Consider the following 26,176-nt stretch of genomic DNA (forward strand, 5'->3'; position numbering starts at 1 on the left):
AACTTTTTTCATATTTTTTTAAGATAAGCGGCGTATACTGGACCTTTAGCCAACAATTCTTGGGAGAGGATTCATATGCGTCGTTTTTTACCTGGCAGACGGCTTGGAATGATGCTGCTGATCTGTCTGGTTGGAGGGTTCCTGCTGAATTTCATCATGCAGACGGCATCCTTCGATCTGGATTTCGTCCGGGTCCTGAACTGGATTACGGAGTATCCGCTGCTCTATATTACGGGGAGTTTCTTCTTTTTCTTTATTCTTCTGGCTTTTGCTTCGGTAATGCCGAACATGTATGCGGGGCCGTTCATTGCTTTCATTATCATATTCGTGCTGGGCGTCGCCGATTATAAAAAGCTGGATACTACCGGAGAGCCATTGTTTCCGTGGGATCTGATGCTGCTGAAGAACGCGGGCGAGATGGCCAAGATTACCAAAGGAATGATATCTCCGCTGATGATTATCGCCGCGGTTGCGGTGGTGGCGGTCGTCGTCTATGTCTTGCGCAAGCTGCCGAGAATCAAGGCGGGGCTGGCTGTCAGGGCAGTTCTCACGGTGTCTTCGGTTGCTGTGATCGCGGGATTCATGGCAATGGTCGGGGGCCAGTCCACATTTGCGACCTCTTTGAACTACCAGAATATTTACTGGAACCAGAAGGTTAATTATACACAGAACGGCTTTCTGTATGCTTTTGCGGGGAATTTGCGGCAGAATCTGATGGAGAAGCCAGATGGGTACAGCCGGGAGGCAATCGAGGCTATTGCGAAAAAATACAGCAGCGTAAGCGCAACTGCCGGCAAGTCAGCAGTCGCGGAGAGTCCCAACATCATGTTCATGATGGACGAGGCATTCTTTGATCCGACACGGCTCAAAACTTATACATTCAGCGAGGACCCGCTGCAATTCATTCATGCGGAGCAGAAGAAGACACCGGCAGGCTTTCTGCTGTCACCCGAGTTCGGCGGCAATACCGCCAATGTGGAGTTTGAGGCGCTGACCGGGCTGTCCATGTATTTTTTGAACGACGGTTCGATTCCCTATCAGCAGCGCATTGTCAAAATGTCCTCGATGCCTTCCGTTGTCAGCATTCTGAAGGACAAGGGCTACCGGACGCTGGCGCTTCATCCGTTCGACGAAACGTTCTATAACCGCAACAAGGTATACCCTGTACTCGGATTTGACCAATTCACCAGCGACAAGGATCTGTCCGATGCCCAGCGGCTGACGCCCGGCGGATATATCTCCGATATGGCCGCTGTCAAAGAAGCTGTACAGGAGTTGAAGAGCAGCGATCAGCCTACCTTCCTGCACCTGGTGACCATGCAGAATCATTTTCCGTTCACCAAGGGATTGAACGGCCCAACAACCGTCACCGTGGACGGAGTTGCGGCAGAGCGGAAGGATGAACTGGAGACATACGTACAGGATACGAAGCTGACCGATCAGGCGCTCGCCTATTTGGCGGAGCAATTAAAGAGCATCGAGCGGCCCACCGTTGTTGTATTCTGGGGCGATCATCTCCCTGCCTTATCCTCCGATATATACACCCAGGCGGGCTGGGATAAGAGTCCGAGAGAGAAGCATGAAACGAAGCTGCTCTATCTGGCCAACTTCGATATCGGCAAGCAGCCTGTCGGCACAATGAGTCCGGCCTTCATCGGTCCGGAGGTGTTCCGCATGACCGGTCAGGAAATGCCCGCCTACTACAAGCTGCTGGATCAAGTTCGCAGCCAGCTTCCGGGACTCAGCAAGAACGTGCTGATCGGATCGGCCAATGAAATTGTATCCGGATTATCGTCCGAGCAGCAGGAACTGCTGAACGATTACCGTCTTGTCGAGTACGATATACTTGAGGGCGAGGATTACGCGAAGGATTTGTTGTTCTGAGCTGTTCCGGTTGTTATGAGGCTGTCCGCCAGAAATTGGCGGGCGGCCTTTTGTACGTCATGGCTCATGGCAAGACCCTACTCAAAAGACATCATTCAATGCCTCATTCAAAACCCCGCTCAGGACCTCACTCAATGCCCCACTCAAGATCTCACTTCTGTGGGGTTATTTTTTTTAGCATACCTGACAATTGTCATCCCCATGTCATGACAAACATGAATTCAGGAAAAACCCCGAAATCATAATGCTTAATTCAAGAAATCAAACGGGTGAGCGGATTGAAGCCGGTATTCGAGCTGGAACATGTAGATAAAGAATACAAGGGCAAGAAGGCTGTGGATGATCTGACATTTTGCATAAGAGAGGGCAGTCTTATGGTGCTGCTCGGACCGAATGGCGCAGAGAAGATGGGCTGGCTGGAGCAAGCGGAAGCATGGCGGGCGCCTCACAGCGTCTGGCCGCTGTCCGCCGTTATGATCTGGCCCGTCATCGCTTCCTGCTCCAATGTGGCGCAGATCAGCTGAGCAATGTCTTCGGGAGCCGATATTCGCTCCAGCAGCAGCTGCGGCGCCAGCCGGTTCATCTGTTCCTCCCGGCCGGACCACCATCTGGTCGCTACGGCGCCGGGCACGATGCAGTTGACGCGTACCCTTGGAGCCAGCGCGCGGGCCAGCGATTTGCTCAAGCCGTGCACCGCAGCCTTCGAAACCGCATAAGGCAGGGAAGAACCAAGACCGGTCGTTCCCGCGATGCTGCCTACATTGACGATTGCGCCGCCGTTTGTCTTCAGGTAGGGCGCAGCGGCCCTCGCGCAGTAGAACATGCCTTTGACATTGACATCCAGCAGCTCATCCCAGATTTCCTCCGTCGCCGCCTCCAGATCATTCATCGGGATATGCCGGGTAATTCCTGCATTGTTCACCAGCGCATGGACGGTTCCGAAGCGCCGGATGACGGCTGCCGTCATGCTCCGCACTTCCTCGTCCTGTGACACATCTCCCTTGAACGTCTCTGCCGTTCCTCCGGCTGACCGGATCAGACTTACCGTCTCGATCGCATCGGCTTCCGATCTGGAATAATTAACCCCGACCGACGCTCCGCGCCGGGCAAGCTCAAGCGAGACGGCTCTGCCGATTCCTGTCCCCCCGCCAGTGACCAGAACTGTAAGGCCCCGTAATTCCATTCTTCATCTCTCCTTTAGTCTTCATGATTAGGTGATGCCTGCTGCTTGCAACAATAATTGTAGCGCTGAAGCGTCATTGTGTATAATTGAATTATCTAAAGTAATGGTTCAAAAAAAGTGAACTAAACACCATTACTGATCTAAAAAGGAGCTATTATGGATCTACGCGCGCTGCATACCTTTCATCAGATTGTGAAGCATGGCAGCTTCATTCGGGCTGCCGAAGAATTGAGCTACGCCCAATCTACCGTTACCATGCAGATGCAGAAGCTGGAGTCGGAGCTGGGGATGCAGCTCTTCGAACGGGGGAAGAGCATCCGGCTGACCGAAGCAGGCAGGCTGCTGGCGGAACGGAGCAGACATCTTCTGCAGAACATGGTGCGGCTTGAAGAAGAGATGGCCGGGCTTGCGCAAGGCAGCTCCGGCCATCTCCGGCTTGGCGTAACGGAACCGACGGCAAGCTATCGCCTGCCATCCGTTATCCGCGCATTTACGCACCAATATCCGGACGTGAAATTCTCTCTGCTGTTCGGCAATACGCCCCATCTCAGCGAGCTGCTGCAGCGGGGCGACCTCGATTTGGCGCTCTGCTCAGCCCCTGATACCGGGAAGACGCTCCACTTCGAACCCCTATTCCGCGAGGAGTTCGTCATGCTGCTCCCTGAAGGGCATCCGCTGGAGGAACGCCAAACGCTGTCGCCCGAGGATTTCGAGGGACACCGTCTGCTGATTACGTCCGATACATGTCCTTACCGCCGCAAGCTGGAGCTTATTCTGCGGGAAGCCGGCGGCATTGCTCCCGATACGATGGAGATCGGGAGCATGACGGCTCTAAAGGCGTACGTTGCCGAGGGTCTGGGAATGGCACTCGTTCCGAGGATTACCGTCGATCCTGTTCCGGCTGGAACCGTGATAAGAGAGGTCGCCGGGGGGCTGGTTGAGATGACCTTCGGCATATTAAGCAGCATCTCCTTGGATCAGCTCAAGCCGGTCGGCTACCGTTTCATTCATGTCCTTAAGGAGAAGCTTGCAGCCTGGTGAACGTTGAACGGTCTTATTTAAAGCCCATTACCGGGTGCGGCACGTATGGCTCTTCCAGGCGGCGGACTTCATCGTCCGTGAGCTGGATGTCAAGTGCCGCCACGGCATCCTCCAGATGATGCGGCTTGGTCGCACCGACAATCGGTGCGGTTACCGGCTTCTTCTGGAGTACCCAGGCCAATGCGATCTGCGCGCGGGGAAGACCCCGACTCTCCGCGATGTCCTTCACAACTCCGGCGACCTTGCGGTCAGCTTCTTCCGTTGCCGTATACAGCGTCTTCCCGAACAGATCGGTTTCCGAACGGAAGCTTGTCTCCTCCCAGTCGCGGGTCAGCTTGCCGCGAGCTAGCGGGCTCCAGGGGATGACGCCGATGTTCTCGGCTTCGCACAGCGGCAACATCTCGCGTTCCTCTTCCCGATAGAGGAGGTTGAGGTAGTTCTGCATGCTGACGAACCGGGTCCAGCCGTGGCGTTCTGCGGTGAACAGCGCCTTCTGGAACTGCCAGGCATACATAGAGGAGGCTCCTATATAGCGGGCCTTGCCTGCCTTGACCACATCATGCAGGGCTTCCATCGTTTCCTCGATCGGGGTATCGTAGTCCCAGCGATGAATCTGGTATAGATCCACGTAATCTGTCCCGAGCCGCCGGAGGCTGTGGTCGATTTCCGACAGAATCGCCTTGCGGGACAAGCCGCCGCCGTTCGGCCCTTTGCGCATTTGCCCGTGGACCTTGGTGGCGATAACAACCTCGTCCCGGCTTGTCATATCCTTCAAGGCTCTGCCGACGATTTCCTCGCTGGTGCCGTCCGAGTAGACATTCGCCGTGTCGAAGAAGTTGATGCCGAGATCGAGCGCTTTTTTGATAAAGGGCCGGCTCTGTTCCTCGCTCAGTGTCCATTCGTGGTTGCCTCTTCCCGGTTCCCCGTAGCTCATGCACCCCAGGACGATTCTGGATACCTCCAAACCGGTGCTGCCGAGTCTCGCATATTGCATATTCATCCTCCTCTGCTGCTAAATGGTTTCGAACACAGTGTAGCTCCGCTAGCAATGAGGTGCAAGTTTTGCGGATGAGGTGCAAGTTCAGGACGTGCCTGATAGAAAACGCATACCCTTTAATTTACAATTCATGTATAATGTTCAGGATTGTTTATACTCCAACGAAGCGAGGACCTTCCATGATCAATGTAACGAAGCTGCTTACCGGTATGAAGGGTGAAGGAGACGATCTGCGGTACGCCACTAGGCGGGACGCAAGACCCCACGGCGTTTCGGCGGGCAGAGGGCCTGTTGTCGTATGGAACGCGACGCAAGCCTGCAATCTGAGCTGCAAGCACTGTTATGCCGAGGCTTGTCCCGCATCCGGACCGAATGAGATGACGACAGAAGAAGCGAAAGCGTTTATTGAGGATTTGGCGACTTTTCGTGCGCCTGTACTGCTGTTCTCGGGCGGAGAGCCGCTTATGCGAAAAGATGTGCTGGAGCTGATCGCTTATGCCTCCGATAAGGGGCTGCGACCGGTGATTTCCACGAACGGAACGCTGATTACTCCGGAGATCGCCAACAAGCTGAAAAATGCCGGGACCGGATACGTCGGTGTCAGCCTGGATGGCCTGGCGGAGCGGCATGACGAATTCAGAGGGCGGAGAGGCGCCTTCGAGCGGTCGCTCTCCGGCATCCGCAACTGTCTGGACATCGGACAGAAGGTGGGAGTCCGGTTCACCATAAGCAGGCATACGTATGACGATTTGGATGGCATTCTTGACCTGATCGAGCAGGAGAATATTCCACGCGCCTGCTTCTATCATCTGGTCTATTCCGGCAGAGGCAGCGGACTCCAGCGGGAAGACGTGTCCCATGAACAGTCGCGCAGCGCGCTGGACCGCATTATGGCGAAGGCGAGAGAGCTGCATGCGAAGGGGCGCAAGACTGAACTGCTAACGGTGGACAATCATGCCGACGGAATCTATATTTATCAGAGGATGATGGAGCAAGACCCGGATCGCGCAGCCGAGGCGCTGGACCTGCTTCGCCGCAACGGAGGCAACCGTTCCGGTATCGCGATCGGCTGCGTCGATTGGAACGGCAACGTATATGCCGATCAGTTCACAAGAGATGAAGCGGTAGGAAACATTCGAGAGCGCGCATTCAGCGAAATCTGGCGGGAAGCCTCTCACCCTCTCCTGGCGGGTCTCCGGGACCGGAAACCGCTGCTGCAAGGCAGATGCCGGGAATGCAATTGGCTGGACGTCTGCAACGGCAACTTCCGGGCGCGGGCAACTGCCACCGGCGATCTGTGGGGAGAAGATCCTTCCTGCTATTTAAGCGACCGGGAAATCGGAATTGGTTAACCAATCTTCGACAGAAAGGCTGATCCAAGATGCTTGTATCGTGGAATGTCACCAAACGCTGCAATCTGTATTGTGAACACTGTTACCGCGATTCGGGTCCCGATTCGCCGGTTGATTCCCAACTGAGCACGGAGGAGGGCAAGCTGCTGATCACGCAGGTTCGCGATGCCGGATTCCGGCTGCTCATCCTGAGCGGCGGGGAGCCCCTGATCCGCGAGGATCTCACCGAACTAGTTGCTTATGCCTCATCGTCGGGGCTTCGCCCGGCGCTTGGCAGCAACGGCACGCTGCTGACGGCGGGCCTGGCTGCCGAGCTTAAGAGAGCGGGACTCGGCGGCATTGCCATCAGTCTCGACAGCGCCGATCCGGAGCATCACAACCGGTTCCGCAATGCTTCCGAAGGGTGGCAGCAGGCGGTGCAGGGCATTAAGTATGCCCAAGAGGCCGGGCTTCGCGTGCAGATTAATATGACGCTGACCGAAGAGAACACGGATCATTTCGAGCAGGTAGCCAAGCTGGCGGAAGAGCTTAAGGTTGCGTCGCTGCATCCGTTCTTCCTGGTGCCTACAGGCAGGGGCATACAGATTGAAGAGGAAAGTCTGAAGCGGGATCGGTACTACTCGGTTCTACGGAATGTCCTGTCCTTGCAGAAATCGTCGCCGCTTGAGATCAAACCGACCTGTGCTCCCCAATTCATGCCGCTCGCGAAATCGATGGGGCTTGAGATGCGTTACACGCGAGGCTGTCTCGCCGGTGTTGCCTATTGCTCCATCCTGCCTGACGGGGACGTTCATGTCTGCCCTTATCTGCCCGTCAAAGCGGGGAATGTCCGGGAGCAGTCTTTCGATACGATCTGGAAAGAAAGCCCTGTCTTTCATCGCCTCCGGAACTTCGAAGAGTACGAAGGAGCCTGCGGCTCCTGCCCGGATGTCGGCATCTGCGGAGGCTGTCGGGCCCGTTCCTTCTACTATAGCGGCGGCAATCTGATGGCCGAAGAACCCTGGTGCTACAAAAGAGCCCTGGCGCTATAGAAGGGAGGGCGGACGATGCCTTTGGATTTGGCTGATAAAAAGCTGCTGAACCGTCTTCAGATCGGGCTTCCGCTAGTGAAGCGGCCCTGGAACTGTATTGAGGACGAGCTTCAGCTTCCATTTGAAGACATTCGGGATCGATTGGAGCGGCTTAAGCAGGAAGGATTCATCCGCCGGATCGGCGGCGTGTTCAATCCGTCCGCGCTCGGTTACCGGGGTTGTCTGTATGCGATGGAGGTGGACGAATCCTGCTTCGCCCACACGACGGCTGTGGTGAACCAGTTTAAGGGTGTCACGCATAACTACCGCCGCCGAAACCGGCTGAATATGTGGTTCACGTTGTCTTCACGTTATGAGGCAGAACGGATAGACATTCTGCGCGAGATTGGGGAAGCCGCCGGACACACCCGGATCTATGCTTTCCCTACCAAGCGGGTGTTCAAGCTGCGGGTATTTCTGAATATGGAGGAACATGCTGCGGACGCCGAGAGGTGCGGTTCAGCCAGTAAACCGTTGCTTCATCCGTCAGATGATGTACACTGGGAGCATAGAGATTGGGAACTTATCCGTGAGCTTCAAGGAAGTCTCCCGCTCTCGGAACATCCCTTTGACGAAATCTCGGCCCGCATCGGATGCGGTTCGGAGGAAGTCCTCCAAAGGCTGCATCGGCTTCAATCCGCCGGCGCTCTGAAACGGATCGCTGCGGTTCTGATGCACCGGCAGGCCGGTTACACGGCGAACGGGCTGTTCGTTGCCGCGGTTCCCGAAGCGCTGCTGGAGGAGGCGGGAAGCCGGCTGGCCAGTTATGCGGAAGTGAGCCATTGCTATGAGCGCCAGGCCTATCCCGAATGGCCGTACAATCTGTACGCCATGATTCACGGCACAGGTGAGACGCTTGTCAGGTCTGTTGCCGAACGGTTTGCCTTGAAGGAAGGCATCGGGAGGTACGAGCTTCTGTTCAGTACGGCAGAATTGAAGAAGACTAGCTTTACAATCTGACGCGGCTGTGGAGCATGATTGAAATTGACACGTCGGCGGAGTTGTTAAGAATGGGAATGAGGCGTGAACATCATGAAACGCGGAGACTTGTTGATCATAATGATCGGGCTGCTGATAGCCGGATCGATTTATGGAATTCGATGGGTGACAATGGATCACAGCGAGTACCGCCCCGGTGAGCTTTCAGCCAAAATAATGGTTGACGGCAAGCTGTATCGGGACGTTCCGCTTACGAAGGATACGCAGTACATTCATATTGATACGAAATTTGGTCATAATACGCTTAAAGTGTATAATTACGGGATTCAGATGGTGCAATCGGACGCCCCGAAGCCGATTGCTCTGGACATGGGCTTCAAATCAAAGCCGTATCAGCAGATCATTTGCATCCCGAATCGGGTATATGTGGAAGTATACAACCCTCATCGGCAGCCTTCGGAGGATGATATCGACGCTGTCGTCCATCCTGGATAAGACGCATATTCGGCCTTTTGCATCATACGCAGCTGTTAGCTGACTGCGAATGATGCGGAAGGCCGTTTTCTTGCATATTGAGGACATATGTCCTTCACGTCAGGTTTAAGATCGATTTTAATAAGAGCAGAGGATAAATAAAGGAGAGACAACCATGAGGGGATTATTATTGGCTCTGCTGGGTGGCGCCTGCATAACGCTGCAGGGGGTGGCGAACGCTCAAATCAGCCGGGATATCGGGACCTGGCAGGCGGCGACGATTACGCAGCTGACCGGCTTTCTCCTGTCACTGCTGATTCTGCTGTTTGTCCGCGACCGCAAAAAAGGGTGGGCCAAACGCGTCAAGCCGCTGTACATCACGGGAGGGGCTTACGCAGCGATTATTATTTTCAGCGAGGTAACGGCGATTAAGGGCGTCGGCGTAACGTTGACGGTATCCGCCCTGCTGATCGCTCAGCTGCTGCTGACATTTTTGATCGATACAAAAGGATGGTTCGGCGTCCTGAAGCGCAAAATGAAGCTGCCGCAGTTCATCGGACTCGGCATGATGGTCGCGGGTGTCATCATCCTGAAATTCTGATACGATGGGAAGAACGCCATACAGGCGGAAGACTACTCACATTTGGAGTTGAAGGCGACAAATGAAGGAAATACAAGATTCCGCGCAGCTTCAGGCCTATATGAGCCAATACGGATTTCAGGATATTTTTAACGAGCAGCTGAAGTCCTCCATGACTTTGTACGATTTTGAACGGGGAGAGATGATCTGCTCCCAGGGCGATGATGCGGAGACGCTGTATATACTGGTCAAGGGAAAGATCAAGGTGTTCACCACCTCGCCGGAAGGCCGGTCGCTTATACTGAATTTCACCACGCCGGTTGAAGTGATCGGGGACATCGAGTACGTTCAGAACATCAAAATCATGAACACGGTTGAAGCGGTGACCCCCGTTCAAATGATCGGCGTTCCTTACCGGCTGATGCATAGATACGGGCAGGATTCCCCGGCGCTGCTTAATTTTCTGCTGGATGTTATCACCCGCAAATTCTATCAGAAGAACAACACGCTTCGCTTTAACCTGCTGTATCCGGTGGAAGTTCGTCTGGCCAGCTATCTGCTGTCCGTCACATACGACGAATCGGACCCGGGGTACCAGGGCAAGCTGAGCACGCTCGTCTTAACCGATGTAGCCAATTTGATCGGCACCAGTTACCGTCATCTGAACCGGACCATCCGCAAGATGTGTCAGGACGGTCTGATTATCCGCAGCAAAGGGTTCCTTCTGGTGAAGGACAGGGAGGGGCTCAGCCGGATTGCCGACAACAATATTTACGAATAGGAGAAATCAACATGATTCAGGGATTGCTGCTCGCCATACTGGCGGGATCGCTGGTCAGTCTGCAGACGATTTTTAACAGTAAAGTTAATGAACATACAGGCTCCTGGTCCACGACGACACTTGTCCTCTTCATGGGGTTCGCGGCTTCGTTCTTGTTCGGTATTATCTTCGAGGGGGGTGGACTGTTCTCGATCAGTCATATGAAACCCTGGTATTGGATCAGCGGAGCGATCGGCGTTGGCGTTGTGATCTGCCTGACCTTGTCCATCCGTATGTTAGGCCCAACCTACGCTGTTTCCGTCGTGCTTACCGCCCAGCTCGGCTGTGCGCTGCTCTGGGACTCGCTTGGCTTGATGGGGCTGGAGAAGGTGCCGTTTACATTTCAGCAGCTGATCGGAGTGCTAGTCATTATCGGCGGAATTCTCGTATTCAAATTGGGAGGAAGGGAGAAACAGACGGCATGAGCTTGAATGTAATTGATAAAATCGCCTGGATTCGCCTGGATCAAGGACGGCTGCTATGCGCCCGCTCCAAGGGGAAGGATTTGTATTATCTCCCTGGGGGCAAAAGAGAGCCCGGCGAAAGCGACCAAGAGGCGCTAATTCGCGAGGTTAGAGAGGAGCTGTCGGTACAGATCGTGCCGGGCAGCATCGCGCATTACGGAACGTTTACGGCGGAGGCTCACGGCAAGGCGGCAGGAACCGTCGTGTCTATTGCGTGCTATACCGCAGATTATGAAGGAAGTTTGGAAGAGGCTTCCGAGATCGAAGAGCTGGCTTGGCTGACTTATGGTAATCGGGATCAAGTATCAACTGCCAGCCAGTTGATCTTCGACCGGTTGCATGAAGAAGGTCTCTTGTCATAAAATGGAATCGTAAGAGGGAGGAGGAACCTCGTGGCCGATTTCAAAGTTATCAGTCTGGACATGTTCCAGACGCTTGTCAATGTTAACAGCCGGACCGAGCATATCTGGAGACCGATTCTGCTGGATCGATTCAAGGCGGAAACCGCGCGTCAATACGCCGAAATGCTGCAGGAGCACTTACACATCCACTGGAATGCAACGACAACCCCGGGCGTCTTCAACCTGATGAGCGACGTGTACGGACGCAGCTTCGCTTCCTTGTTCGGGAAGCTTGGGATCGATTTTGACGTTTCGTCTGCGGTGGATATTTTGTTCAGAGAACATACGTTGTCCGAGCAGTACCCGGAAACGGCCTCTTTCCTGGAGGATATGGGCCGCAAATACCGGATGTGCGTCGTGAGCGATGCGGATGAAGCGATGATGCCGGGGTTCTGCACAAGCTTCGGGATTCCTGTGTTTATGTCGGAGCATCACCGTTCCTACAAGAATGATGCCGACAATGTCATGTTCAAAAAAGTACTCCAAACTTTCCAGGTCGACCCTTGTGAGGTTCTACATATCGGAGATTCGCCTTCCGATGTGCTCGGCGCCAAGCGGGAAGGGATGTCCGCCTGCTGGCTCAACCGGCTGGGGAGGACATGGAGTCATGACGTACAGCCTGACTATACCGTCAAATCGCTAGATGAACTAAACATACTGCTTACGCATACATAGGGCTGATCAGCCGCGCACGCTGCATAACCGTTATCCTGAATACAATGGGATAGCGGTTTTCTTTATTTGCTCTCTTATGATCTGTCCGCTGGAAGGAACACATGTGGGTAGTGTCGAAACTAGCTAATGGTAATGGGTTTTTTTTACTACTCAACTGGAGAGGGTTAGTCATTCATGCGTGTATTTAACTTGGCGATTGCACTTCTTTCCTTGCTGCTGCTTACCACTTTCAAATCGGACCTACCCACATTCCGGGAAGTAGAGTGGGGGATGAGCCAAGCGGAAGTAAAGGCGCGAGAATCGCTGCCGCTCGATTATGAGGATTCGAAAGGTGTTATGGCAGAGCTTGTTTACAGGATGGATTCCCGGTACTCTCCAAATGCCGAAGTGTATTACCTCTTTCCTCAGAACCGGAAAAATCGGCTAAGCGTAGCCAGCTATCTTTATGAACTGGAACAACCGGATGCCCGGGAGCGGCTTACGGAATATTTTCATCGAAGACTTAACCGTCTGCATGGGAAAGGCAAGCCGAGCACGAATTCCAATTTGCCGGGTTATGTGTGGACAGAGCAAGGCATCACTTTGATTAATGATCCGGGGTCGCAGGCGGTTGTCATCGATTTCTTTGATCCTGAGTATTTAAGATACATGTATCCTTAACTGATCCGATTAGGGAAATACTCAAGTACTACTTTGTTCTATTGGAGGAAGCAAGCAAATGCTTAGAGGAAAGCAACTATATTCAAAGGGTGTCATGACAGGGCTTGGTCAAATGTTTAGTTGTACCTTAATGATTTGTGTAAATGTTGTAACCATGATCCTCTCCGCTGAAAGGATACAGGACGGGAAAATTTAAGATGTGAAAAATTATATATTATTGGCGTTTTTTTTCAGCGTGTTCATCCAAATTACCTTGAGCCTAATTATTGAAAATCCATTCATCGATTAGAAAAGGGGATACTCATCATGTCGTCACAAACAAACTGGGTGTCGATTGCCTTCACCGCCTTTATTGTCCTCTGGACGTTCACTGCCATTTTTGCTACCATTAAGCCCCGCCTTTTTTGGAAGATCACCCAAGGCTGGAAGGCGACGCGGGAGCCCTCCCGCGCCTATTTTGTTCTGTCTGCCATCGGAACCGGCATTTTTTCATTGATCGGACTTACTCTGCTGCTTCTGCCGTATTTTCACCCTTAAGTCTTTAGGACCCTGTCCCCCGGTAATGCCGGACACCGAAGCGCCAGGCTGCCAGACAGGGCAGCATAAACAGCAGGGAGGCCAGCGGCAGCAGGGCATACAGAAGAGCATGTCCGCTTGCCCGTCCGAGCAGCGAGAGCAGTGGCAAATAGCTGACACAGCCAAACGGAATAATGAAGGTGAAGAAGAGCTTTACCGGCTTCCGATAAATGTCCAGCGGGTACTGTGCCATCTCCCTGCCGCCGTCCGTGAAGATGTTCGCGACTTCCAGAGCCTGAACCGTCCAGAAGCATAGCGTAGCGTTCAGAATAAAAATGCCCGCAAAGATCAATGCGCCTCCCGCGACCATCATCACGAGAGTCAGGATTTTCAGCGGTGTCCAGGCAATTTGCAGACTCAAAATGGCCCAGACCAGCACAACAGCGCTTTGGGCCATTCTACCGATGCGTGTGAATTCGAATTTGCTGCCAAGCACCTGTATGACCGTTCCCCTCGGCCTGACCAGCAGCCGGTCGAATTCTCCGCTCGACACAAGCGTGGAGAAGCTGTCGAAACCGCGAACCAGGCACTCGGCCAGCGAGAAGGACATATGAATGACGCCGAAGATCAGGGCCGTTTCATAGAAGCTCCAGCCCGGAATCCCGCCAAAGCGCGAGAACATGAAATAGAGACCGGCGAATACTGAGAACGGAATAAAGAACTGCCCCAGCGAGAGCATCCAGAAGGAAGCCCTGTAATCCAACTGGGAACGCAGCAGAATGGACATATATTTGAAATACAACCTCATGATTTACCCTCCTTGCACGACGACCTGCCGTAGAGCCCGCTTGAGAAGAAACAAGCCAAGACCGACCAGAGCCGCCAGCCAAATCACTTGAATGCCAATCCCGATCAGGGCTTGGTCTGCCCGGATGTTCGCCGTATAGACCCGAAACGGAAAGTCGACCGTCCATCTGAATGGCAGAGCATAGGCAACCACCGACATCCAGTCCGGCATCAGCGGTATCGGAATGATCATACCGGCGAAAAATTCACCTGCTGTGGCGATCATTAGAAGCGAGCCGGTAGGCGACATCGTCCAGAAGATCGAAATGTAGATCAGCATGGAAATGGAGCAGACGAGCAGCACACTGAGCGTCAGCGACACTCCGAACAGCAGCCAGGCCGGGCCTGAAGGCGGAAGATGCAGCGCATAGGGCGCGGGCAGCAGGAGAACAATGACCAGGATCGGCAGAGTTCGGAGCAGGGCGGCGGATATGCGGGTTCCGAGCAGCTTGGCGTACCAGAAGCCGTACAAATCGCATGGTCTGCACAGCTCGTAAGCAATATTTCCCCCGGTAATGAGTTGAAAAATATCCGTATCGCGAAAATAAAGCGCAATCAGGTTCAGGAACATCTGCTGAAGCCACACATAAGTGATGACATCCTGCAGGCTCATCGGCTGCGTCCCGCCGCTGAAGCGGTAGAACGCCTCATATACCATAATAAAGACGAAACCGAAGAAGAACTGGGTCAGCAGCCCGGCGATTGCGGCGGCCCTATATTGCATCCCCATGACAAATCGCAGTTTCCCTACTGCTAAATAAGCTCTCATATCCGGTGCTCCCGGTATAGCTGAAGGATCAGTTCATCCACGGAGGCCGACTCCACCGACACATCCCGGACTTCCGCCGTTTCCGATACGGCTGCGATCAGCTCCGCAAGGCTTAGCTGTCCGCTGTCGTAACTGAACACCGCCTGTTCCGGAGTCCAGGAATGAAGGGAGGCCAGTGGAATCTGCGGCTGCTGCCTGCTCTCCAGAAAATCCACAGTAACCGTCCGCCTGCTGCCATATCTTCGCCTCAGCTCCTGAAGGGAGCCGTCATACAGCAGAGACCCCTTGCCGATCATCAGAATCCGGTCCGCGAGCGCTTCGATGTCATTCATATCATGGGTGGTGAGAATGACGGTCACGCCTTTGTCGCGGTTGATCGTCTTGATAAACTGCCGGACTGCAATTTTGCTGGCGGCATCCAGGCCGATTGTCGGCTCATCCAGAAACAGAATCTTCGGATCATGCAGCAGCGACGCGGCGATCTCGCAGCGCATCCGCTGGCCGAGACTGAGCTGCCGGACCGGCACCCGCAGCAGCTCTTCGAGTGACAGCGTCTCCGTCAGCATGGACAGGTTGCTGCGGTATCGGGCTTCCGGTATGCGGTAAATATCCCGCAGCAGCTCGAAGGAGTCCAGGACAGGCACATCCCACCACAATTGGGAGCGCTGTCCGAACACAACGCCGATCTGTCCGACATAGGCGGTTCGTTCCTTCCATGGGGTGCGGTTCAGAATCTTGCAGCTGCCGCCATCTGGAACCAGAATGCCGCACATAATCTTGATGGTTGTTGATTTACCCGCGCCGTTCGGGCCGATGTAGCCGACGATTTCGCCTTCCTGAATCGTGAAGCTGATGTCGTTCAGCGCTTCTACGAGCCGATGCTTCCGGTGGAGCAGCGCTTTGGCTGCTGCAAGAGTGCCGGCGGAGCGTTCGGCAACCTTGAAGGTTTTGCGGATGCCATTTAATTCTATAAGGGGTGTGCTCAATGGAATACCTCCGTTTCATTGTTTGGCATGAACGAATATAACGGAATTCCCAAAAAAAGACTAGACTTATGTTTTCCGGCCGTTTATACTAATATCATAAAGGTCGGGGATACGACCCCTTGCTTAAAATCTATCTAAAACACCCAAACGACATGAAAATGTCGTTTTTTTGTGTTATTTTCACTTTTTCATCAGCTGTGTCATATGTCGTTGAAGAATGTGAGGCTCCAAATGGTGGAAGGATGCGACCGGGGAACGTTGAATAAATAGTAATGCTTGTTTACATATGAAAGGAATGAATCCTACTCCGTGATATTTCGGCATCATAAATTGATGATGGCAGCAGCCATCCTGCTTCTGTCGCATATAGGCGGCATCCCCGTTGCCGCGAAGCCATCAGCTTCTGCAACAATTCCAACTCTTGCGGCGAGCGGCAAGACCTCGGTAGCAGCCAATCCAGGCAGAGCCTATCTGTTCCCGGACAGCAGTCAGAAGCCTCTGACGCCAGATAATCTGGCCAATGTGGATGCCAGAATTTTGGAGCTGGCGCGTAACGAAATCCTGGCGAGACATGGTAATGTTTTTACTAGAGCGGATTTGAAGGCCTATTTCGGAAGTAAGACCTGGTATCATCCCGACTCTGCACACAACGGCGAGTTGACGGATGTGGAGAAGAAGAATATTCAGCTCATTCAGAAGTATGAGCAGTTCAACAGGGAGAACAAGCTCTATCAAGAGTGGGATGTAGACAGCCACGTTCTGGGGTACCCCGATAATAAAGATACATACCGGCGCCTGCAAGCAGCAGTTGACCTCAATGGAGACGGCAAAGAAGAGAACATTCGCTTGGCATTCAACAAACACGGTGAAGTTGGCGATGAGTGGACTCTTAATGTAAATAATCTGAAGCTAGAAGTCGGTATCTCCAAAATGTATGCCACCACCTATTTTACAATCGTAGATGCCGACACCTCCGACTCTTATTTTGAAATTGCCTTTGAGAATTATGGCCCTGATGCTGATCGCAGCACAACCTATTATTACTATGACGGGGCCAGGCTGCTTCCTATGGGAACACTGGATGGCTTAACCGCCAACTCGGATTCCATGAATGGACATGGCCACGTCACTGCTTCCAAACTGATTTATGATTTTCAAAGCCGCTTTATCCTGATGGATTACCTGCTGAACAGCAATCATGTCTGGAAAGAGGTTCCGAACGACTATTACCCGATGGAACCGCCCACGCCCTGGACCGCGAAGCTTCGCTTCCCGATTTACAGCGGAAGCCGGTCACAGCAAATCTTACGCTGGATCAAGCCCGGAGAGAAAGTGTATTTCCTGGGCGGCGACGGCAAGGAGATTGGGAAGGTTAGGACACAGGATGGAACAATAGGCTGGATTCGCGTAAAGGATGACAAACTGTCCGGAACGAATCGCTACCTGGATGATTGTCTGGATGGCCGGCTGTTGTATGGATAATGGAAGGCTTAAGGAGGAGTAACGATGCATTTAGCAACATCTATAATCGAAACGGGCAGACTGCTGCTGAGGCCCTTTGAGACCGGAGATGCCGACAGCATGCTTCGCAATTGGATCGGCGATCCCAAGGTGCAGCACGAATACGGCGAGCCGGCATATGAAAGTAGGGAAGCGGTCATGGAGCTGCTGCTGAAGTGGACGGCTGCTTATGCAGAGCCTGACTTTTACCGATGGGCGATGATCCGGACAATAGACCGGGAATGTATAGGCCAGATTGCCTTTTGCAGTGTGGACACGCGGCATCATTTTGCCGATATCGAATACTGCGTCGGACGAAGCTATCAGGGGAATGGCTATGCCAGCGAAGCGCTCCGCGCGGTCATTGCCTATACATTTTCCCACACCAGTCTCAACAGGCTTCAGGCATTCCACCGGGGCAGAAACCAGCAATCCGCCAGAGTTCTGCAACAAGCAGGCATGAGTTATGAGGGGACGCTTCGGCAGAGCTTTTACTATGAGGATCTGGATGAGTATGACGATCGGGTCTACTACGGGATTGTACAAGACGAGTCAGAGTCTCAGGCTTTCAATCATCCAAGCTTCCCGCATAAATAATAATCCGGATAGCTTATTTTTCATATTCATTGAATTCCAATTGGAGTACAATGAATACAAAAAATAGACGATATGTTTCATACTGGGGCTCCCAATTAATCATGGGTAGAGGAGTGATTATTGTGTACTTAATGGAAGGAAAAAGGATTTTCGCTCCACCGAGACTAACATTAACGGAAGCACAGTTAGCTAAGCTGTTGAAGCAGAATCATTCCTTGATTCAGGGCAGCAGACCCGTTCTGAAGAAAGTGTTCGAGCAATTGCTGGCCAAGGAGAAATTCATCTGCTTGACGGACAAGAACGGCTGCATGATTGATCTGACCGCCGATATCGAGACCGTTCAGTTCTTATTCGAGAATGGATTGAAGCTTGGAACCAATGTGGGACATGGCGGTGTTACCGCCGTCGGAAAAGTATTGAAATCCAAACAAATGGAAGTGGTCAACGGTCCGGAACATTCCTGGGAAGCCTTGCAATCGTGGACCTGTATTGCGGCTCCGGTCTATTTTATGGAAGAGTTCAAAGGGGTCGTCAGTATCTCACTCAAAATAGATGAAAAGATCAACCATTGTAAAATTGTAGTCCAATTGGTGAGCGATTATGTTGCGGCTTTGCTCAGGATGGACCGAAAGCTAAAGCCGGATAGGCTTACCTTTTTCGGAGCGCTTATTCTCGACAATCAAAAAGGGCTGACACCCAGAGAGATTGAGGTCTTATACCATCTGAAATCCGGAGAATCGATTAACCGGCTTCCGGACCATTTACGGGTATCGCCGAACACCGTGAAGAGTCATCTCAAGAGCATATACCGAAAGCTGGATGTGAATTCACTGGAGCATTGCCTGTCCGTGATCGACAGCATGATTGAGAAAGCCACACAAATTAATATCGAAAGCAGTGACAAAGGGTGAGAAATTTCACCCTTTTTTTGTTTGTACAGGGTGATTCGGCGACTGGAAATGAAAGGTAAAATAGGGCTTAGAAAAAAATTTTATATGGATAGGAGACTGAGGTGCATGGAGAATGTTGTTATCGTTGCGGCGGTGCGATCAGCGATTGGAGCATTTGGCGGGGTAATCTCTGAAGCTTCAGCGACCACCCTTGGAAGTGCAATTATCAGAGGACTCTTGGAGAGAAGCGGCCTTAAGGCTGGTGAAATTGACGAAGTTATTTTAGGCAATGTGCTGACAGCGGGATGTGGGCAAAATCCGGCCAGGCAATCGTCCTATGAAGCCGGTCTTCCGTATCAATCACGCGCCTATACGATCAACAAAGTGTGCGGTTCGGGGCTTAAGGCAATTCAATTGGGTGTACAAGCCATAAGCTGCCAGGATGCGGACATTGTAATCGCAGGAGGACAGGAGAATATGGATATGGCCGCGCACATTCTGAATAAGTCCCGGAAGGGACAGCGAATGGGCAACTGGGAGCTAGTGGACAGTCTGATTCAGGATGGCTTATGCGATGCGTTTGGCAACTACCATATGGGAATTACTGCGGAGAATATCGCGGAGAAGTTTCGGATCTCCCGCACAGAGCAGGACGAATTTGCCGTCCATTCACAGGCCAAAGCGAATGAAGCGATTCAAAATGAACGGTTTGCCAGAGAGATTATTCCGATTCAGATTGAAAAAAGAGGCACGGTTCATTTCTTTGATAAAGATGAATTTCCACGGCCGGGCACAAATTTGGAGGTACTATCCAGGTTGAAGCCGGCATTCAAAGAGAACGGTACGGTTACTGCCGGTAATTCATCAGGCATTAACAACGGAGCGGCTGCCGTCCTGTTAATGAGTGAGACGAAGGCTCATGAACTGGGGCTTAAACCTTTGGCGAGAATCGCGGGATACGCCAATGTCGGTGTGGACCCTTCATTAATGGGCACGGGTCCCATTATGGCCAGCAAGAAGGCACTGTCCCGGGCGGGGTGGGACGTTCAGGAGCTGGATCTGATCGAATCGAATGAAGCCTTTGCGGCTCAAGCCATCGCGGTCAACCGGGAGATGCAATGGGATACCGAAAAAGTAAATGTTAACGGCGGTGCCATTGCGCTTGGTCATCCGATTGGCGCTTCCGGGGCACGGATCGTTGTCACGCTGCTGCATGAGATGCTGCGGCGCGATGCCCGAAAAGGTCTGGCGACCTTATGCATCGGCGGCGGGATGGGAGCTGCGATGCTGCTCGAAAGATAGAATATGCTCTTGAAAGGGGTGCCTATATGAGCGAAAAAGTTGCCTTGGTTACGGGAGGAACGCGCGGGATCGGAGAGGCCATCTGCAAAAACTTTCTTGCGAATTCGTTCCGGGTCATTACATGCGCTACAAATGCCGAGCGAAATGCTAGGTGGCTGGATACGCGGATTTCTGAAGGATATTCCAACGTGGATTGCTATGTGTGCGATGTGGGGGATTACGAAGAGTGCCGATCAACTGTTGCGGATATTGAACGGAAATACGGGCAAATCGACATTCTGGTTAATAACGCGGGGATAACGAGAGATGCAAGCCTGAAGAAGATGACGAAGGAATACTGGGATGCCGTACTGAGAACGAATTTGGACAGCTTGTTCAACATCACCAGTCATGTGCTGCCCCTGATGCTCAATCGGAATTACGGCCGCATCATCAATATTTCATCGGTCAATGGCGAGAAAGGACAGTTCGGACAAACCAACTATGCGGCTGCAAAGGCGGGTGCGCACGGTTTTACCAAATCATTGGCAAGGGAGGTTTCGAATAAAAATATTACGGTCAATACCGTATCACCCGGCTATATCCAGACGGACATGATGGCGAGCATTCCGAAGAATATTCTCGACGATATTATTGGACAGATTCCGGTCGGACGGCTGGGCAGACCGGAAGAGATCGCGGAAGTCGTCTATTTTCTCACAACTGGCGGAGCGGATTACATCACCGGCTCGATCATCTCCGTGAATGGAGGATTGCACATGTATTGATTAAATCGATAAGGCGGGTGAGTTGTATGAGTCATTGCGGCATTGTCGGTCTCGGAACATATGTGCCGGAGTTGATCGTTACGGCCAAGGAGCTGGCTGACCAGTCGGGCATCCCGGAATCGGTCATTGTGGAGAAATACGGTCTTAAGCAAAAACGGATGGCCGTCTCAGAGGAAACGCCGCTATATATGGGTGTCAGGGCGGCACAAACGGCTCTGGCCGATTCCGGACTGTCACCCTCGGAACTTGATGTGGTGATTTGGGCAGGGGGCCAGCACAAAGACTATATGTCCTGGCTTGCCGGCACCAAAATCGCCAGCGAGCTGAATGCCTTCAACGCCTGGTCATTCGACATGTCGGCGCTTTGCGGCTCCATGATCTGTGCTATGGAAATTGCGCGCTCATTGCTGGCGGCCAACGAAGAATACACCAAAATTTTGCTCGTAAGCGGGTACCGGGACAGTGATCTGATTGATCTGAAGTGCAAGGAAACTTCTTTTCTTGTCGATGTAGCGGCAGGAGCTTCGGCGCTAATTATACAGAAGAATGCGCCGGTCAACGTGATTTTGGCAACCGCGTTTAAGAGCGACGGGAGCTTCGCCGACGATTGTGTGGTGGAATATGGCGGTGCCAAGCACTGGCCGCCGAAGGAGCATGAGCTGCAAGGCTTGCACTTCACCGTAAAAGATCCGGTCAATTTCAAGGAGCGGCTAAAAGCGAAAACCGTGCCTAATTTTATCTCGGTTATCCGCGAGGCGCTGTTCAAGTCCGGGAAGAGTGACCGGGATATCGACTATTTGGCTATTCTGCATCTTCCTAAATCTTCACATCATCACTATCTGTCCGAGTTCAATTTGACCGAAGATCAATCCACTTATCTCGATGAGTACGGCCACCTCGGGCAAAATGATCCCATTCTGTCTCTACAGCTCGGGATTGCTGAGGGAAGAGTCAAGGATGGAAGCACCGTTGTCATGACGGCGGCAGGAGTCGGGTTTATATGGGCTGCTTCGGTTATCCGATGGGGCAGCGCTTCAAGCGTAAGGAAGGGGAGTGAAACGGGATGAAGGCCATTCTGACCGGGAATGAAGCGATAGCACGGGGCGCGTATGAAGCGGGAGCCGGTATGGCGACGGGTTATCCGGGAACCCCTTCGACGGTAGTGATTGAAGAGACGATGAGGAAATACACTGAAATCTACTCAGAGTGGTCAACGAACGAAAAGGTGGCTCTGGAGGTTGCGATGGGAGCTTCTTTTGCCGGCTATCGAAGCTATGCCGTCATGAAGACCGTCGGGCTTAATGTCGCTCATGACGCGCTGATGTCCGCGGCCCAGGCCCAGACGAACGGGGGGCTGGTGCTCGTGGTATCGGATGATGCCGGACGGATCAGCGATGACTGCAATGACTGCCGTCATTACGGGGACAGCGCCGGGGTTCCTGTGCTTGAACCGTCAGACAGCCAGGAAGCTCTGGAATATATGAAGCTTGCATTTGAGCTCAGTGAACGGCTCAGTCTGCCGGTCATTATCCGTCTGACTTCCATCACATGCAAGACACGCAGCACGGTGGACATCGACGATGCTTACCAATACCAGAAGGCATTCCGCAAGAAATACAAGTTCAGCTATTATGGCGTCCTGGCAAGCACGATGATGATCGGCATGGCAAACTCCTCGAATGCCAAGGTTCGCCGGTTTGATCATGATTTTGCCCAGGCGCTGCGAAGCCTCAAGGAAGAAGCCGCAGACCTTCCGGTGAATGTGCTTGAACTAAACGGCAGTGATATCGGAATCATTACCGCAGGTGTGCCATATGGCTATGTCAAGGAAATGCTGCCGGAGGCTTCGGTCTTGAAGCTCGGCTTGGTCTATCCGCTTCCGGAGCGACTGATTCGCAGGCTTGCGGATCATGTTAACCGGCTGTATGTCATTGAAGACGGTCATGTATTCCTCGAGAAGGAGATCAAAAGCCTTGGCTTCGATGTCATCGGGGAGAGCCTGTTCCCCAAATTTCCGGAATCCACATGCTTCAGCCCCGAACTGATATCCGAGAAGCTGGGTTCAACCGAAGTCAGCGTACACCCGATCCAGGATGTTCCCTTCCGTCTGCCGATGAATTGTGCCGGCTGCTCCCATTTATTCGTCTATCACATTCTGAAGAAGCATCGAATCGAGGCTTCAACCGATGTGACCTGCGGCGGGATCGGCGTCTTCCCGCATATTGGCGCATTCAATAACGCGAAGCATATGGGTTCCTCCATCGGGATGGCCCACGGTGTTAACGTGATGAATCAGGGACATGGAGAGCGGAAGTATGTTGCGGTCATAGGGGATGGCGGATTCTGGGCGACCGGAATTAACGGGATGATCAACATGGTCTACAACTCGGCTAACTCCACGGTCATTATTGTAGATAATCAATGCATTGCGATGACGGGAGGCCAGAGCCTTCCTTCCGGCGATTTCGGAGCCCATTATAATCCGGAGAATCGTCTGAATATTGCCGAGATGTGCCGGGCGATCGGAATTCGTGATATCCATACAGTTGATGCCTATGATCTTGAGGAATTGGAAGCTGCGGTGCTTGGCGCCGTCAACTCACAAGGAAGCGCGGTCGTCATCGTGCAGAAGCCTTGTCTGTTGAAAATCAAGCCGGATCGGTCCGTATCCGGGCATATTGAGCAGAGCAAATGCGTTCATTGCAAAAGCTGTCTGCAGCTCGGTTGTCTCGCATTGGAAATTAAAGCAACGGATCAGGGCGAAGAGATTCAAATCAACGAAAATCTGTGCGTTGGCTGCAAATTATGCGCCGCAGCCTGCAAAAGCGAGGCGATAAGCTATGAGCGCTCCGGATAAAGGAAGTTACCTCATTTGCGGATTGGGAGGTCAGGGAATCGGCCTGTTCGGCAAAATACTCGGCGAATACTACACCCATCATGGATACGAGATCAAAATCTCGGATGTAATGGGACTTGGACAACGGGGAGGGAGCGTTGAATGCCATTTCAGGTACTCGACAGAACGCATCTACTCTCCGCTTATTCCATTCGGTACAGCAGAGGCGCTCATTTCTTTTGAACAGATCGAGACGCTGCGCAATGCGCATTATCTGAAGAAGGAGGGACGGATTATCAGCAGCACGTATGAATTGAGTCCGCCAACGGTCAATACGAGGCTTCAGGCTGATGTTCAGGGCAGCGCACGCGAATCCATTCAACGATTAGGTTTCCCGGTCCGGTTTATTGACGATGCGGAAATCGACCGGGCCGATCCGGAGTTCAACCGTGTGCGCAATATGATCGCTTTGGCTGTGCTCGCGGAACAGATGGAGCTGGATATCCAGAGCTTGATTGAATTGCTTAAGAACAATATTTCTCCCTCGTATCTTCAATTGAATCTGAGAGCTTTTGAATATGGGAGACAGTTATTTGAAAGAACGACAGCATACTAACTGCCAGATGAGGTGATGAAGTGAAGCATTCAGCTTCAGAGATGCGGATTATTTCGTTATTGGTTTTTTTGGTTCCTTTTCTAATGGGACTTGGGGTCGATTTATATGTGCCTTCTCTGCCCTCGCTCGTATCTTTTTATCATAGCGATACCGGAACCGTTCAGCGGAGCATCAGCCTGTATATGCTGGGATATGGTGTGGGGCAGATGGTGCTTGGAATTCTCTCGGATCGTTATGGGCGTAGAAAAATATTGCTCGGAAGCTCATTGAGCTACGGGATCATCAGTTTGATCTGTATCAGCTCGCCGACAATTCAGGTGCTTAATCTGTGCCGGCTCATTCAGGGCTTAAGCGTAGGCGGCATGGCGGTTGTGGGCCGGGCGATGGTCGTGGATTGCTACAAAGGCAAAGAGTTGGCCAAAGCAACGAATTACTTCGGGTTAAGCTGGTCGCTTGGCCCGATCATCGGCCCATTTATCGGCGGCTATTTTGAAGAATATTTAAGCTGGAAAGCCGACTTCTATTTCTTTGGCTTGTACGGCCTGATTATTTTTGGTTTGGCCCTGGCCCGGCTGCCGGAAACTAACCAAAATCTGGTTAAGCTGAATGTGAAAGTCACGCTCGCGAACATCGGAAAGATTATTCGTGACCCGGTATTCATGGGAATGACGATCATCGGCGGATTCGGTTACGCGTCGGTAGTGCTGTTCAACACGATGGGGCCTTTTCTCATCCAGAATGTTCTTGGCTATTCATCCGTGATTTACGGCTATATTGCGCTGGTGCTGGGAGCTTCTTATTTCTTGGGGTCGATTGGCAATCGGTTCAGCGTGGGCCGTTATCCCATCATGACTTTATTGATCTTTGGATTGTCCAGTGCGTTGATTTTCAGCCTGATCATGGTATTGATTGAGTTCGCGGGAGGCGTGAGTCTTCCCGGAACGGTGATTCCGGTGCTGCTGATCGTCTTTGTCTGCGGTTTTATCGTCCCCAATACGTTAGCGCGATCAATGGAACTGTTTGCCCATCTGGCGGGTACGGCAAGTTCCTTGTTCGGCTCTCTGTCGGGTGTCATCGTATCGCTCGTCACAACATTCGCCAGCCATTTGAAGGTTGATTCCCAGCTTCCGATGTCGTTCACGTACAGCGGACTGATGCTCATTTCGATCCTGATGTTTGGTGTCTGCCATTATGTTGATAAGCTGCCGGCCGGCAAAAAAAAGGGGGAGAAATTGCATGTATGAGCCGAAAGCCGCGAACCGGGAATTAAGTCTGGTGCTGGGGGATCTGGATACCGTTTATCAAGTGTCGACCTATGGCGCCGTGTTCGCGGGCGTATTGGACGGGTTTGTGCCTTTGAAGGAATTGAGCAAATGGGGAGACTTCGGCATTGGCAGCATTACGGGACTCCATGGCGAAATCGCCATTCTGGACGGTATCCTCCATCATTTTGATGAATATGGGCAGACCCGTTCCATCGACCGAGAGGACCAAACGCCCAAAATGCTCGTTTCCTTTTTCAAAAGTGATCAGATTGTTCCTTTGCACACAGCGGCCACCTACGAGGAGACGAAGTCTGCGATCGAGCAGGCGCTGCCCACAGCCAACATCATGTATGCGATCAAGATCGAGGGTCTTTTCGAAGTATTGCGGACCAAATGTTATCCTGCCCAGCCGAAGCCGTATCCCAAAGGGATCAACACCGCTTTATCCAAGCATGTCAGAACGTATCATAACGAGCGCGGAACGCTGGTTGGCTATCTTATGCCGGAGCATCTTGGCGAGATTTCCGGACTAAGCTATCATTTTCACTTCATTACACAGGATGGCAAATACGGAGGTCATATGATTGATTTTACACTGATTGACGGAACTGCCTATCTGGATTACAAGCATACGTTGCGGCTCATTCTTCCCAGCGATGAGGAGTACTACCAAGCCGATTTATCCGAGACGATGAACATCCTTCAACAGGTCGTGGACATCTCTCTGCAATAAATGCCAGTGTAAG

The 26,176-nt window shown here is 52.4% G+C and carries 29 protein-coding genes; 24 read left to right on the forward strand and 5 right to left on the reverse strand.

Annotation, left to right across the window (positions count from 1 at the left end):
- Positions 1-75: 75 nt before the first annotated feature.
- Together KIH86_RS05910 and KIH86_RS05915 are read left to right on the forward strand one after the other, a co-directional pair.
- Entirely contained in the window at positions 76-1,884 is a 1,809-nt protein-coding gene (locus tag KIH86_RS05910; protein ID WP_223081767.1) for an LTA synthase family protein, read from the forward strand.
- A 269-nt stretch (positions 1,885-2,153) separates the two neighbouring features.
- On the forward strand, positions 2,154-2,408 hold the full coding sequence (locus KIH86_RS05915) for a P-loop NTPase family protein (protein ID WP_223081770.1): 255 nt from the start codon (positions 2,154-2,156) through the stop codon (positions 2,406-2,408).
- Here the strand turns inward: KIH86_RS05915 and KIH86_RS05920 are convergent.
- Positions 2,330-3,067 carry an SDR family NAD(P)-dependent oxidoreductase gene (locus KIH86_RS05920; protein ID WP_223081773.1) on the reverse strand — a complete coding sequence of 246 codons (738 nt, stop codon included), beginning with the start codon at positions 3,065-3,067 and terminating at the stop codon, positions 2,330-2,332. The two genes, KIH86_RS05915 and KIH86_RS05920, sit on opposite strands and share 79 nt — an antisense overlap.
- 156 nt (positions 3,068-3,223) lie before the next feature.
- Here KIH86_RS05920 and KIH86_RS05925 point away from each other — a divergent pair, with 156 nt between their 5' ends.
- Positions 3,224-4,108, forward strand: a complete 885-nt coding sequence (locus KIH86_RS05925; RefSeq protein WP_223081776.1) for a LysR family transcriptional regulator — start codon at positions 3,224-3,226, stop codon at positions 4,106-4,108.
- Positions 4,109-4,121: 13 nt separating this feature from the next.
- On the opposite strand, the gene KIH86_RS05930 is transcribed toward KIH86_RS05925, so the two are convergent.
- Positions 4,122-5,102 (reverse strand): aldo/keto reductase, encoded by a 981-nt coding sequence (locus KIH86_RS05930; RefSeq protein WP_223081778.1) that lies wholly within the window; start codon positions 5,100-5,102, stop codon positions 4,122-4,124.
- A 182-nt stretch (positions 5,103-5,284) separates the two neighbouring features.
- Between KIH86_RS05930 and KIH86_RS05935 the strand changes: the two genes are divergently transcribed.
- The 11 genes from KIH86_RS05935 (at position 5,285) to KIH86_RS05985 (ending at position 13,077) form a co-directional block, all read left to right on the forward strand.
- Complete coding sequence (locus KIH86_RS05935; RefSeq protein WP_223081780.1) at positions 5,285-6,457, forward strand: radical SAM/SPASM domain-containing protein; 1,173 nt, start codon at positions 5,285-5,287, stop codon at positions 6,455-6,457.
- Positions 6,458-6,486: 29 nt separating this feature from the next.
- Positions 6,487-7,488 (forward strand): radical SAM/SPASM domain-containing protein, encoded by a 1,002-nt coding sequence (locus KIH86_RS05940; RefSeq protein ID WP_223081782.1) that lies wholly within the window; start codon positions 6,487-6,489, stop codon positions 7,486-7,488.
- Between the two features lie 15 nt (positions 7,489-7,503).
- Positions 7,504-8,487 (forward strand): siroheme decarboxylase subunit beta, encoded by a 984-nt coding sequence (ahbB, locus tag KIH86_RS05945; RefSeq protein WP_223081783.1) that lies wholly within the window; start codon positions 7,504-7,506, stop codon positions 8,485-8,487.
- Between the two features lie 72 nt (positions 8,488-8,559).
- Positions 8,560-8,961 carry a NusG domain II-containing protein gene (locus tag KIH86_RS05950; RefSeq protein WP_235775284.1) on the forward strand — a complete coding sequence of 134 codons (402 nt, stop codon included), beginning with the start codon at positions 8,560-8,562 and terminating at the stop codon, positions 8,959-8,961.
- Positions 8,962-9,115: 154 nt separating this feature from the next.
- A complete protein-coding gene (locus KIH86_RS05955; protein ID WP_223081787.1) occupies positions 9,116-9,541 on the forward strand; it encodes a DMT family transporter in 426 nt (141 codons plus the stop codon).
- 61 nt (positions 9,542-9,602) lie between these two features.
- Entirely contained in the window at positions 9,603-10,301 is a 699-nt protein-coding gene (locus KIH86_RS05960; RefSeq protein ID WP_223081789.1) for a Crp/Fnr family transcriptional regulator, read from the forward strand.
- Positions 10,302-10,312: 11 nt separating this feature from the next.
- Positions 10,313-10,765 carry a DMT family transporter gene (locus KIH86_RS05965; RefSeq protein WP_223081791.1) on the forward strand — a complete coding sequence of 151 codons (453 nt, stop codon included), beginning with the start codon at positions 10,313-10,315 and terminating at the stop codon, positions 10,763-10,765.
- A complete protein-coding gene (locus KIH86_RS05970) occupies positions 10,762-11,166 on the forward strand; it encodes an NUDIX hydrolase (protein WP_223081793.1) in 405 nt (134 codons plus the stop codon). Before KIH86_RS05965 ends, KIH86_RS05970 begins: the two co-directional genes overlap by 4 nt.
- A gap of 30 nt (positions 11,167-11,196) precedes the next feature.
- The gene (locus tag KIH86_RS05975) at positions 11,197-11,880 is read left to right on the forward strand and encodes an HAD family hydrolase (RefSeq protein ID WP_223081795.1); all 684 of its coding nucleotides are present in this window, start codon (positions 11,197-11,199) and stop codon (positions 11,878-11,880) included.
- Between the two features lie 270 nt (positions 11,881-12,150).
- Positions 12,151-12,540: a hypothetical protein gene (locus KIH86_RS05980; protein WP_223110346.1), complete on the forward strand. Its 390-nt coding sequence runs from the start codon at positions 12,151-12,153 to the stop codon at positions 12,538-12,540.
- Positions 12,541-12,846: 306 nt separating this feature from the next.
- Positions 12,847-13,077, forward strand: a complete 231-nt coding sequence (locus tag KIH86_RS05985) for a DUF6199 family natural product biosynthesis protein (RefSeq protein WP_223081800.1) — start codon at positions 12,847-12,849, stop codon at positions 13,075-13,077.
- 4 nt (positions 13,078-13,081) lie between these two features.
- Here the strand turns inward: KIH86_RS05985 and KIH86_RS05990 are convergent, their stop codons facing one another.
- The 3 genes from KIH86_RS05990 to KIH86_RS06000 are packed head-to-tail and all read right to left on the reverse strand — an operon-like array spanning position 13,082 to position 15,657.
- Positions 13,082-13,864 (reverse strand): ABC transporter permease, encoded by a 783-nt coding sequence (locus KIH86_RS05990; RefSeq protein ID WP_223081802.1) that lies wholly within the window; start codon positions 13,862-13,864, stop codon positions 13,082-13,084.
- Between the two features lie 3 nt (positions 13,865-13,867).
- The gene (locus KIH86_RS05995) at positions 13,868-14,671 is read right to left on the reverse strand and encodes an ABC transporter permease (protein ID WP_223081805.1); all 804 of its coding nucleotides are present in this window, start codon (positions 14,669-14,671) and stop codon (positions 13,868-13,870) included.
- Complete coding sequence (locus tag KIH86_RS06000; RefSeq protein WP_235775285.1) at positions 14,668-15,657, reverse strand: ABC transporter ATP-binding protein; 990 nt, start codon at positions 15,655-15,657, stop codon at positions 14,668-14,670. The genes KIH86_RS05995 and KIH86_RS06000 overlap by 4 nt, the downstream gene beginning before the upstream one ends.
- Positions 15,658-15,993: 336 nt before the next feature.
- On the opposite strand from KIH86_RS06000, the gene KIH86_RS06005 reads away from it, so the two are divergent.
- The 10 genes from KIH86_RS06005 (at position 15,994) to KIH86_RS06050 (ending at position 26,163) form a co-directional block, all read left to right on the forward strand.
- Positions 15,994-17,139, forward strand: a complete 1,146-nt coding sequence (locus KIH86_RS06005; RefSeq protein WP_223110347.1) for a YARHG domain-containing protein — start codon at positions 15,994-15,996, stop codon at positions 17,137-17,139.
- A gap of 24 nt (positions 17,140-17,163) precedes the next feature.
- Positions 17,164-17,754 (forward strand): GNAT family N-acetyltransferase, encoded by a 591-nt coding sequence (locus KIH86_RS06010; protein WP_223081807.1) that lies wholly within the window; start codon positions 17,164-17,166, stop codon positions 17,752-17,754.
- Positions 17,755-17,969: 215 nt separating this feature from the next.
- Positions 17,970-18,665, forward strand: coding sequence for a helix-turn-helix transcriptional regulator (locus KIH86_RS06015; protein ID WP_223081808.1), 696 nt, complete (start codon positions 17,970-17,972; stop codon positions 18,663-18,665).
- A gap of 105 nt (positions 18,666-18,770) precedes the next feature.
- Positions 18,771-19,946, forward strand: coding sequence for an acetyl-CoA C-acetyltransferase (locus KIH86_RS06020; RefSeq protein WP_223081809.1), 1,176 nt, complete (start codon positions 18,771-18,773; stop codon positions 19,944-19,946).
- 26 nt (positions 19,947-19,972) lie between these two features.
- Positions 19,973-20,713 (forward strand): acetoacetyl-CoA reductase, encoded by a 741-nt coding sequence (gene phbB / locus KIH86_RS06025; RefSeq protein ID WP_223081810.1) that lies wholly within the window; start codon positions 19,973-19,975, stop codon positions 20,711-20,713.
- A gap of 26 nt (positions 20,714-20,739) precedes the next feature.
- On the forward strand, positions 20,740-21,780 hold the full coding sequence (locus KIH86_RS06030; RefSeq protein ID WP_223081811.1) for a 3-oxoacyl-ACP synthase: 1,041 nt from the start codon (positions 20,740-20,742) through the stop codon (positions 21,778-21,780).
- Entirely contained in the window at positions 21,777-23,570 is a 1,794-nt protein-coding gene (locus KIH86_RS06035; RefSeq protein WP_223081812.1) for an indolepyruvate ferredoxin oxidoreductase subunit alpha, read from the forward strand. The genes KIH86_RS06030 and KIH86_RS06035 overlap by 4 nt, the downstream gene beginning before the upstream one ends.
- On the forward strand, positions 23,554-24,165 hold the full coding sequence (locus KIH86_RS06040; protein ID WP_223081813.1) for a 2-oxoacid:acceptor oxidoreductase family protein: 612 nt from the start codon (positions 23,554-23,556) through the stop codon (positions 24,163-24,165). Before KIH86_RS06035 ends, KIH86_RS06040 begins: the two co-directional genes overlap by 17 nt.
- A gap of 20 nt (positions 24,166-24,185) precedes the next feature.
- Positions 24,186-25,409: a multidrug effflux MFS transporter gene (locus KIH86_RS06045; RefSeq protein WP_223081814.1), complete on the forward strand. Its 1,224-nt coding sequence runs from the start codon at positions 24,186-24,188 to the stop codon at positions 25,407-25,409.
- Positions 25,402-26,163, forward strand: a complete 762-nt coding sequence (locus KIH86_RS06050; protein WP_223081815.1) for an acetolactate decarboxylase — start codon at positions 25,402-25,404, stop codon at positions 26,161-26,163. The genes KIH86_RS06045 and KIH86_RS06050 overlap by 8 nt, the downstream gene beginning before the upstream one ends.
- Positions 26,164-26,176: the final 13 nt, after the last annotated feature.

It is taken from the genome of Paenibacillus sinensis (assembly GCF_019904155.1).
Taxonomy (GTDB): Bacteria; Bacillota; Bacilli; order Paenibacillales; family Paenibacillaceae; genus Paenibacillus_AQ; species Paenibacillus_AQ sinensis.

Coding starts and splice junctions, on each gene's coding strand:
- KIH86_RS06005 (WP_223110347.1), top strand. CDS start 15,994: ATGGCAGCAGCCATCCTGCTTCTGTCGCATATAGGCGGCATCCCCGTT.
- KIH86_RS05990 (WP_223081802.1), bottom strand. CDS start 13,864: ATGAGGTTGTATTTCAAATATATGTCCATTCTGCTGCGTTCCCAGTTG.
- KIH86_RS05930 (WP_223081778.1), bottom strand. CDS start 5,102: ATGCAATATGCGAGACTCGGCAGCACCGGTTTGGAGGTATCCAGAATC.
- KIH86_RS05950 (WP_235775284.1), top strand. CDS start 8,560: ATGAAACGCGGAGACTTGTTGATCATAATGATCGGGCTGCTGATAGCC.
- KIH86_RS06035 (WP_223081812.1), top strand. CDS start 21,777: ATGAAGGCCATTCTGACCGGGAATGAAGCGATAGCACGGGGCGCGTAT.
- KIH86_RS05995 (WP_223081805.1), bottom strand. CDS start 14,671: ATGAGAGCTTATTTAGCAGTAGGGAAACTGCGATTTGTCATGGGGATG.
- KIH86_RS05965 (WP_223081791.1), top strand. CDS start 10,313: ATGATTCAGGGATTGCTGCTCGCCATACTGGCGGGATCGCTGGTCAGT.
- KIH86_RS06050 (WP_223081815.1), top strand. CDS start 25,402: ATGTATGAGCCGAAAGCCGCGAACCGGGAATTAAGTCTGGTGCTGGGG.
- KIH86_RS05935 (WP_223081780.1), top strand. CDS start 5,285: ATGATCAATGTAACGAAGCTGCTTACCGGTATGAAGGGTGAAGGAGAC.
- KIH86_RS06010 (WP_223081807.1), top strand. CDS start 17,164: ATGCATTTAGCAACATCTATAATCGAAACGGGCAGACTGCTGCTGAGG.
- KIH86_RS05980 (WP_223110346.1), top strand. CDS start 12,151: ATGAGCCAAGCGGAAGTAAAGGCGCGAGAATCGCTGCCGCTCGATTAT.
- KIH86_RS06040 (WP_223081813.1), top strand. CDS start 23,554: ATGAGCGCTCCGGATAAAGGAAGTTACCTCATTTGCGGATTGGGAGGT.
- KIH86_RS05960 (WP_223081789.1), top strand. CDS start 9,603: ATGAAGGAAATACAAGATTCCGCGCAGCTTCAGGCCTATATGAGCCAA.
- KIH86_RS05970 (WP_223081793.1), top strand. CDS start 10,762: ATGAGCTTGAATGTAATTGATAAAATCGCCTGGATTCGCCTGGATCAA.
- KIH86_RS06020 (WP_223081809.1), top strand. CDS start 18,771: ATGGAGAATGTTGTTATCGTTGCGGCGGTGCGATCAGCGATTGGAGCA.
- ahbB (WP_223081783.1), top strand. CDS start 7,504: ATGCCTTTGGATTTGGCTGATAAAAAGCTGCTGAACCGTCTTCAGATC.
- KIH86_RS05910 (WP_223081767.1), top strand. CDS start 76: ATGCGTCGTTTTTTACCTGGCAGACGGCTTGGAATGATGCTGCTGATC.
- KIH86_RS05955 (WP_223081787.1), top strand. CDS start 9,116: ATGAGGGGATTATTATTGGCTCTGCTGGGTGGCGCCTGCATAACGCTG.
- KIH86_RS05940 (WP_223081782.1), top strand. CDS start 6,487: ATGCTTGTATCGTGGAATGTCACCAAACGCTGCAATCTGTATTGTGAA.
- KIH86_RS05925 (WP_223081776.1), top strand. CDS start 3,224: ATGGATCTACGCGCGCTGCATACCTTTCATCAGATTGTGAAGCATGGC.
- KIH86_RS06030 (WP_223081811.1), top strand. CDS start 20,740: ATGAGTCATTGCGGCATTGTCGGTCTCGGAACATATGTGCCGGAGTTG.
- KIH86_RS05920 (WP_223081773.1), bottom strand. CDS start 3,067: ATGGAATTACGGGGCCTTACAGTTCTGGTCACTGGCGGGGGGACAGGA.
- KIH86_RS05985 (WP_223081800.1), top strand. CDS start 12,847: ATGTCGTCACAAACAAACTGGGTGTCGATTGCCTTCACCGCCTTTATT.
- phbB (WP_223081810.1), top strand. CDS start 19,973: ATGAGCGAAAAAGTTGCCTTGGTTACGGGAGGAACGCGCGGGATCGGA.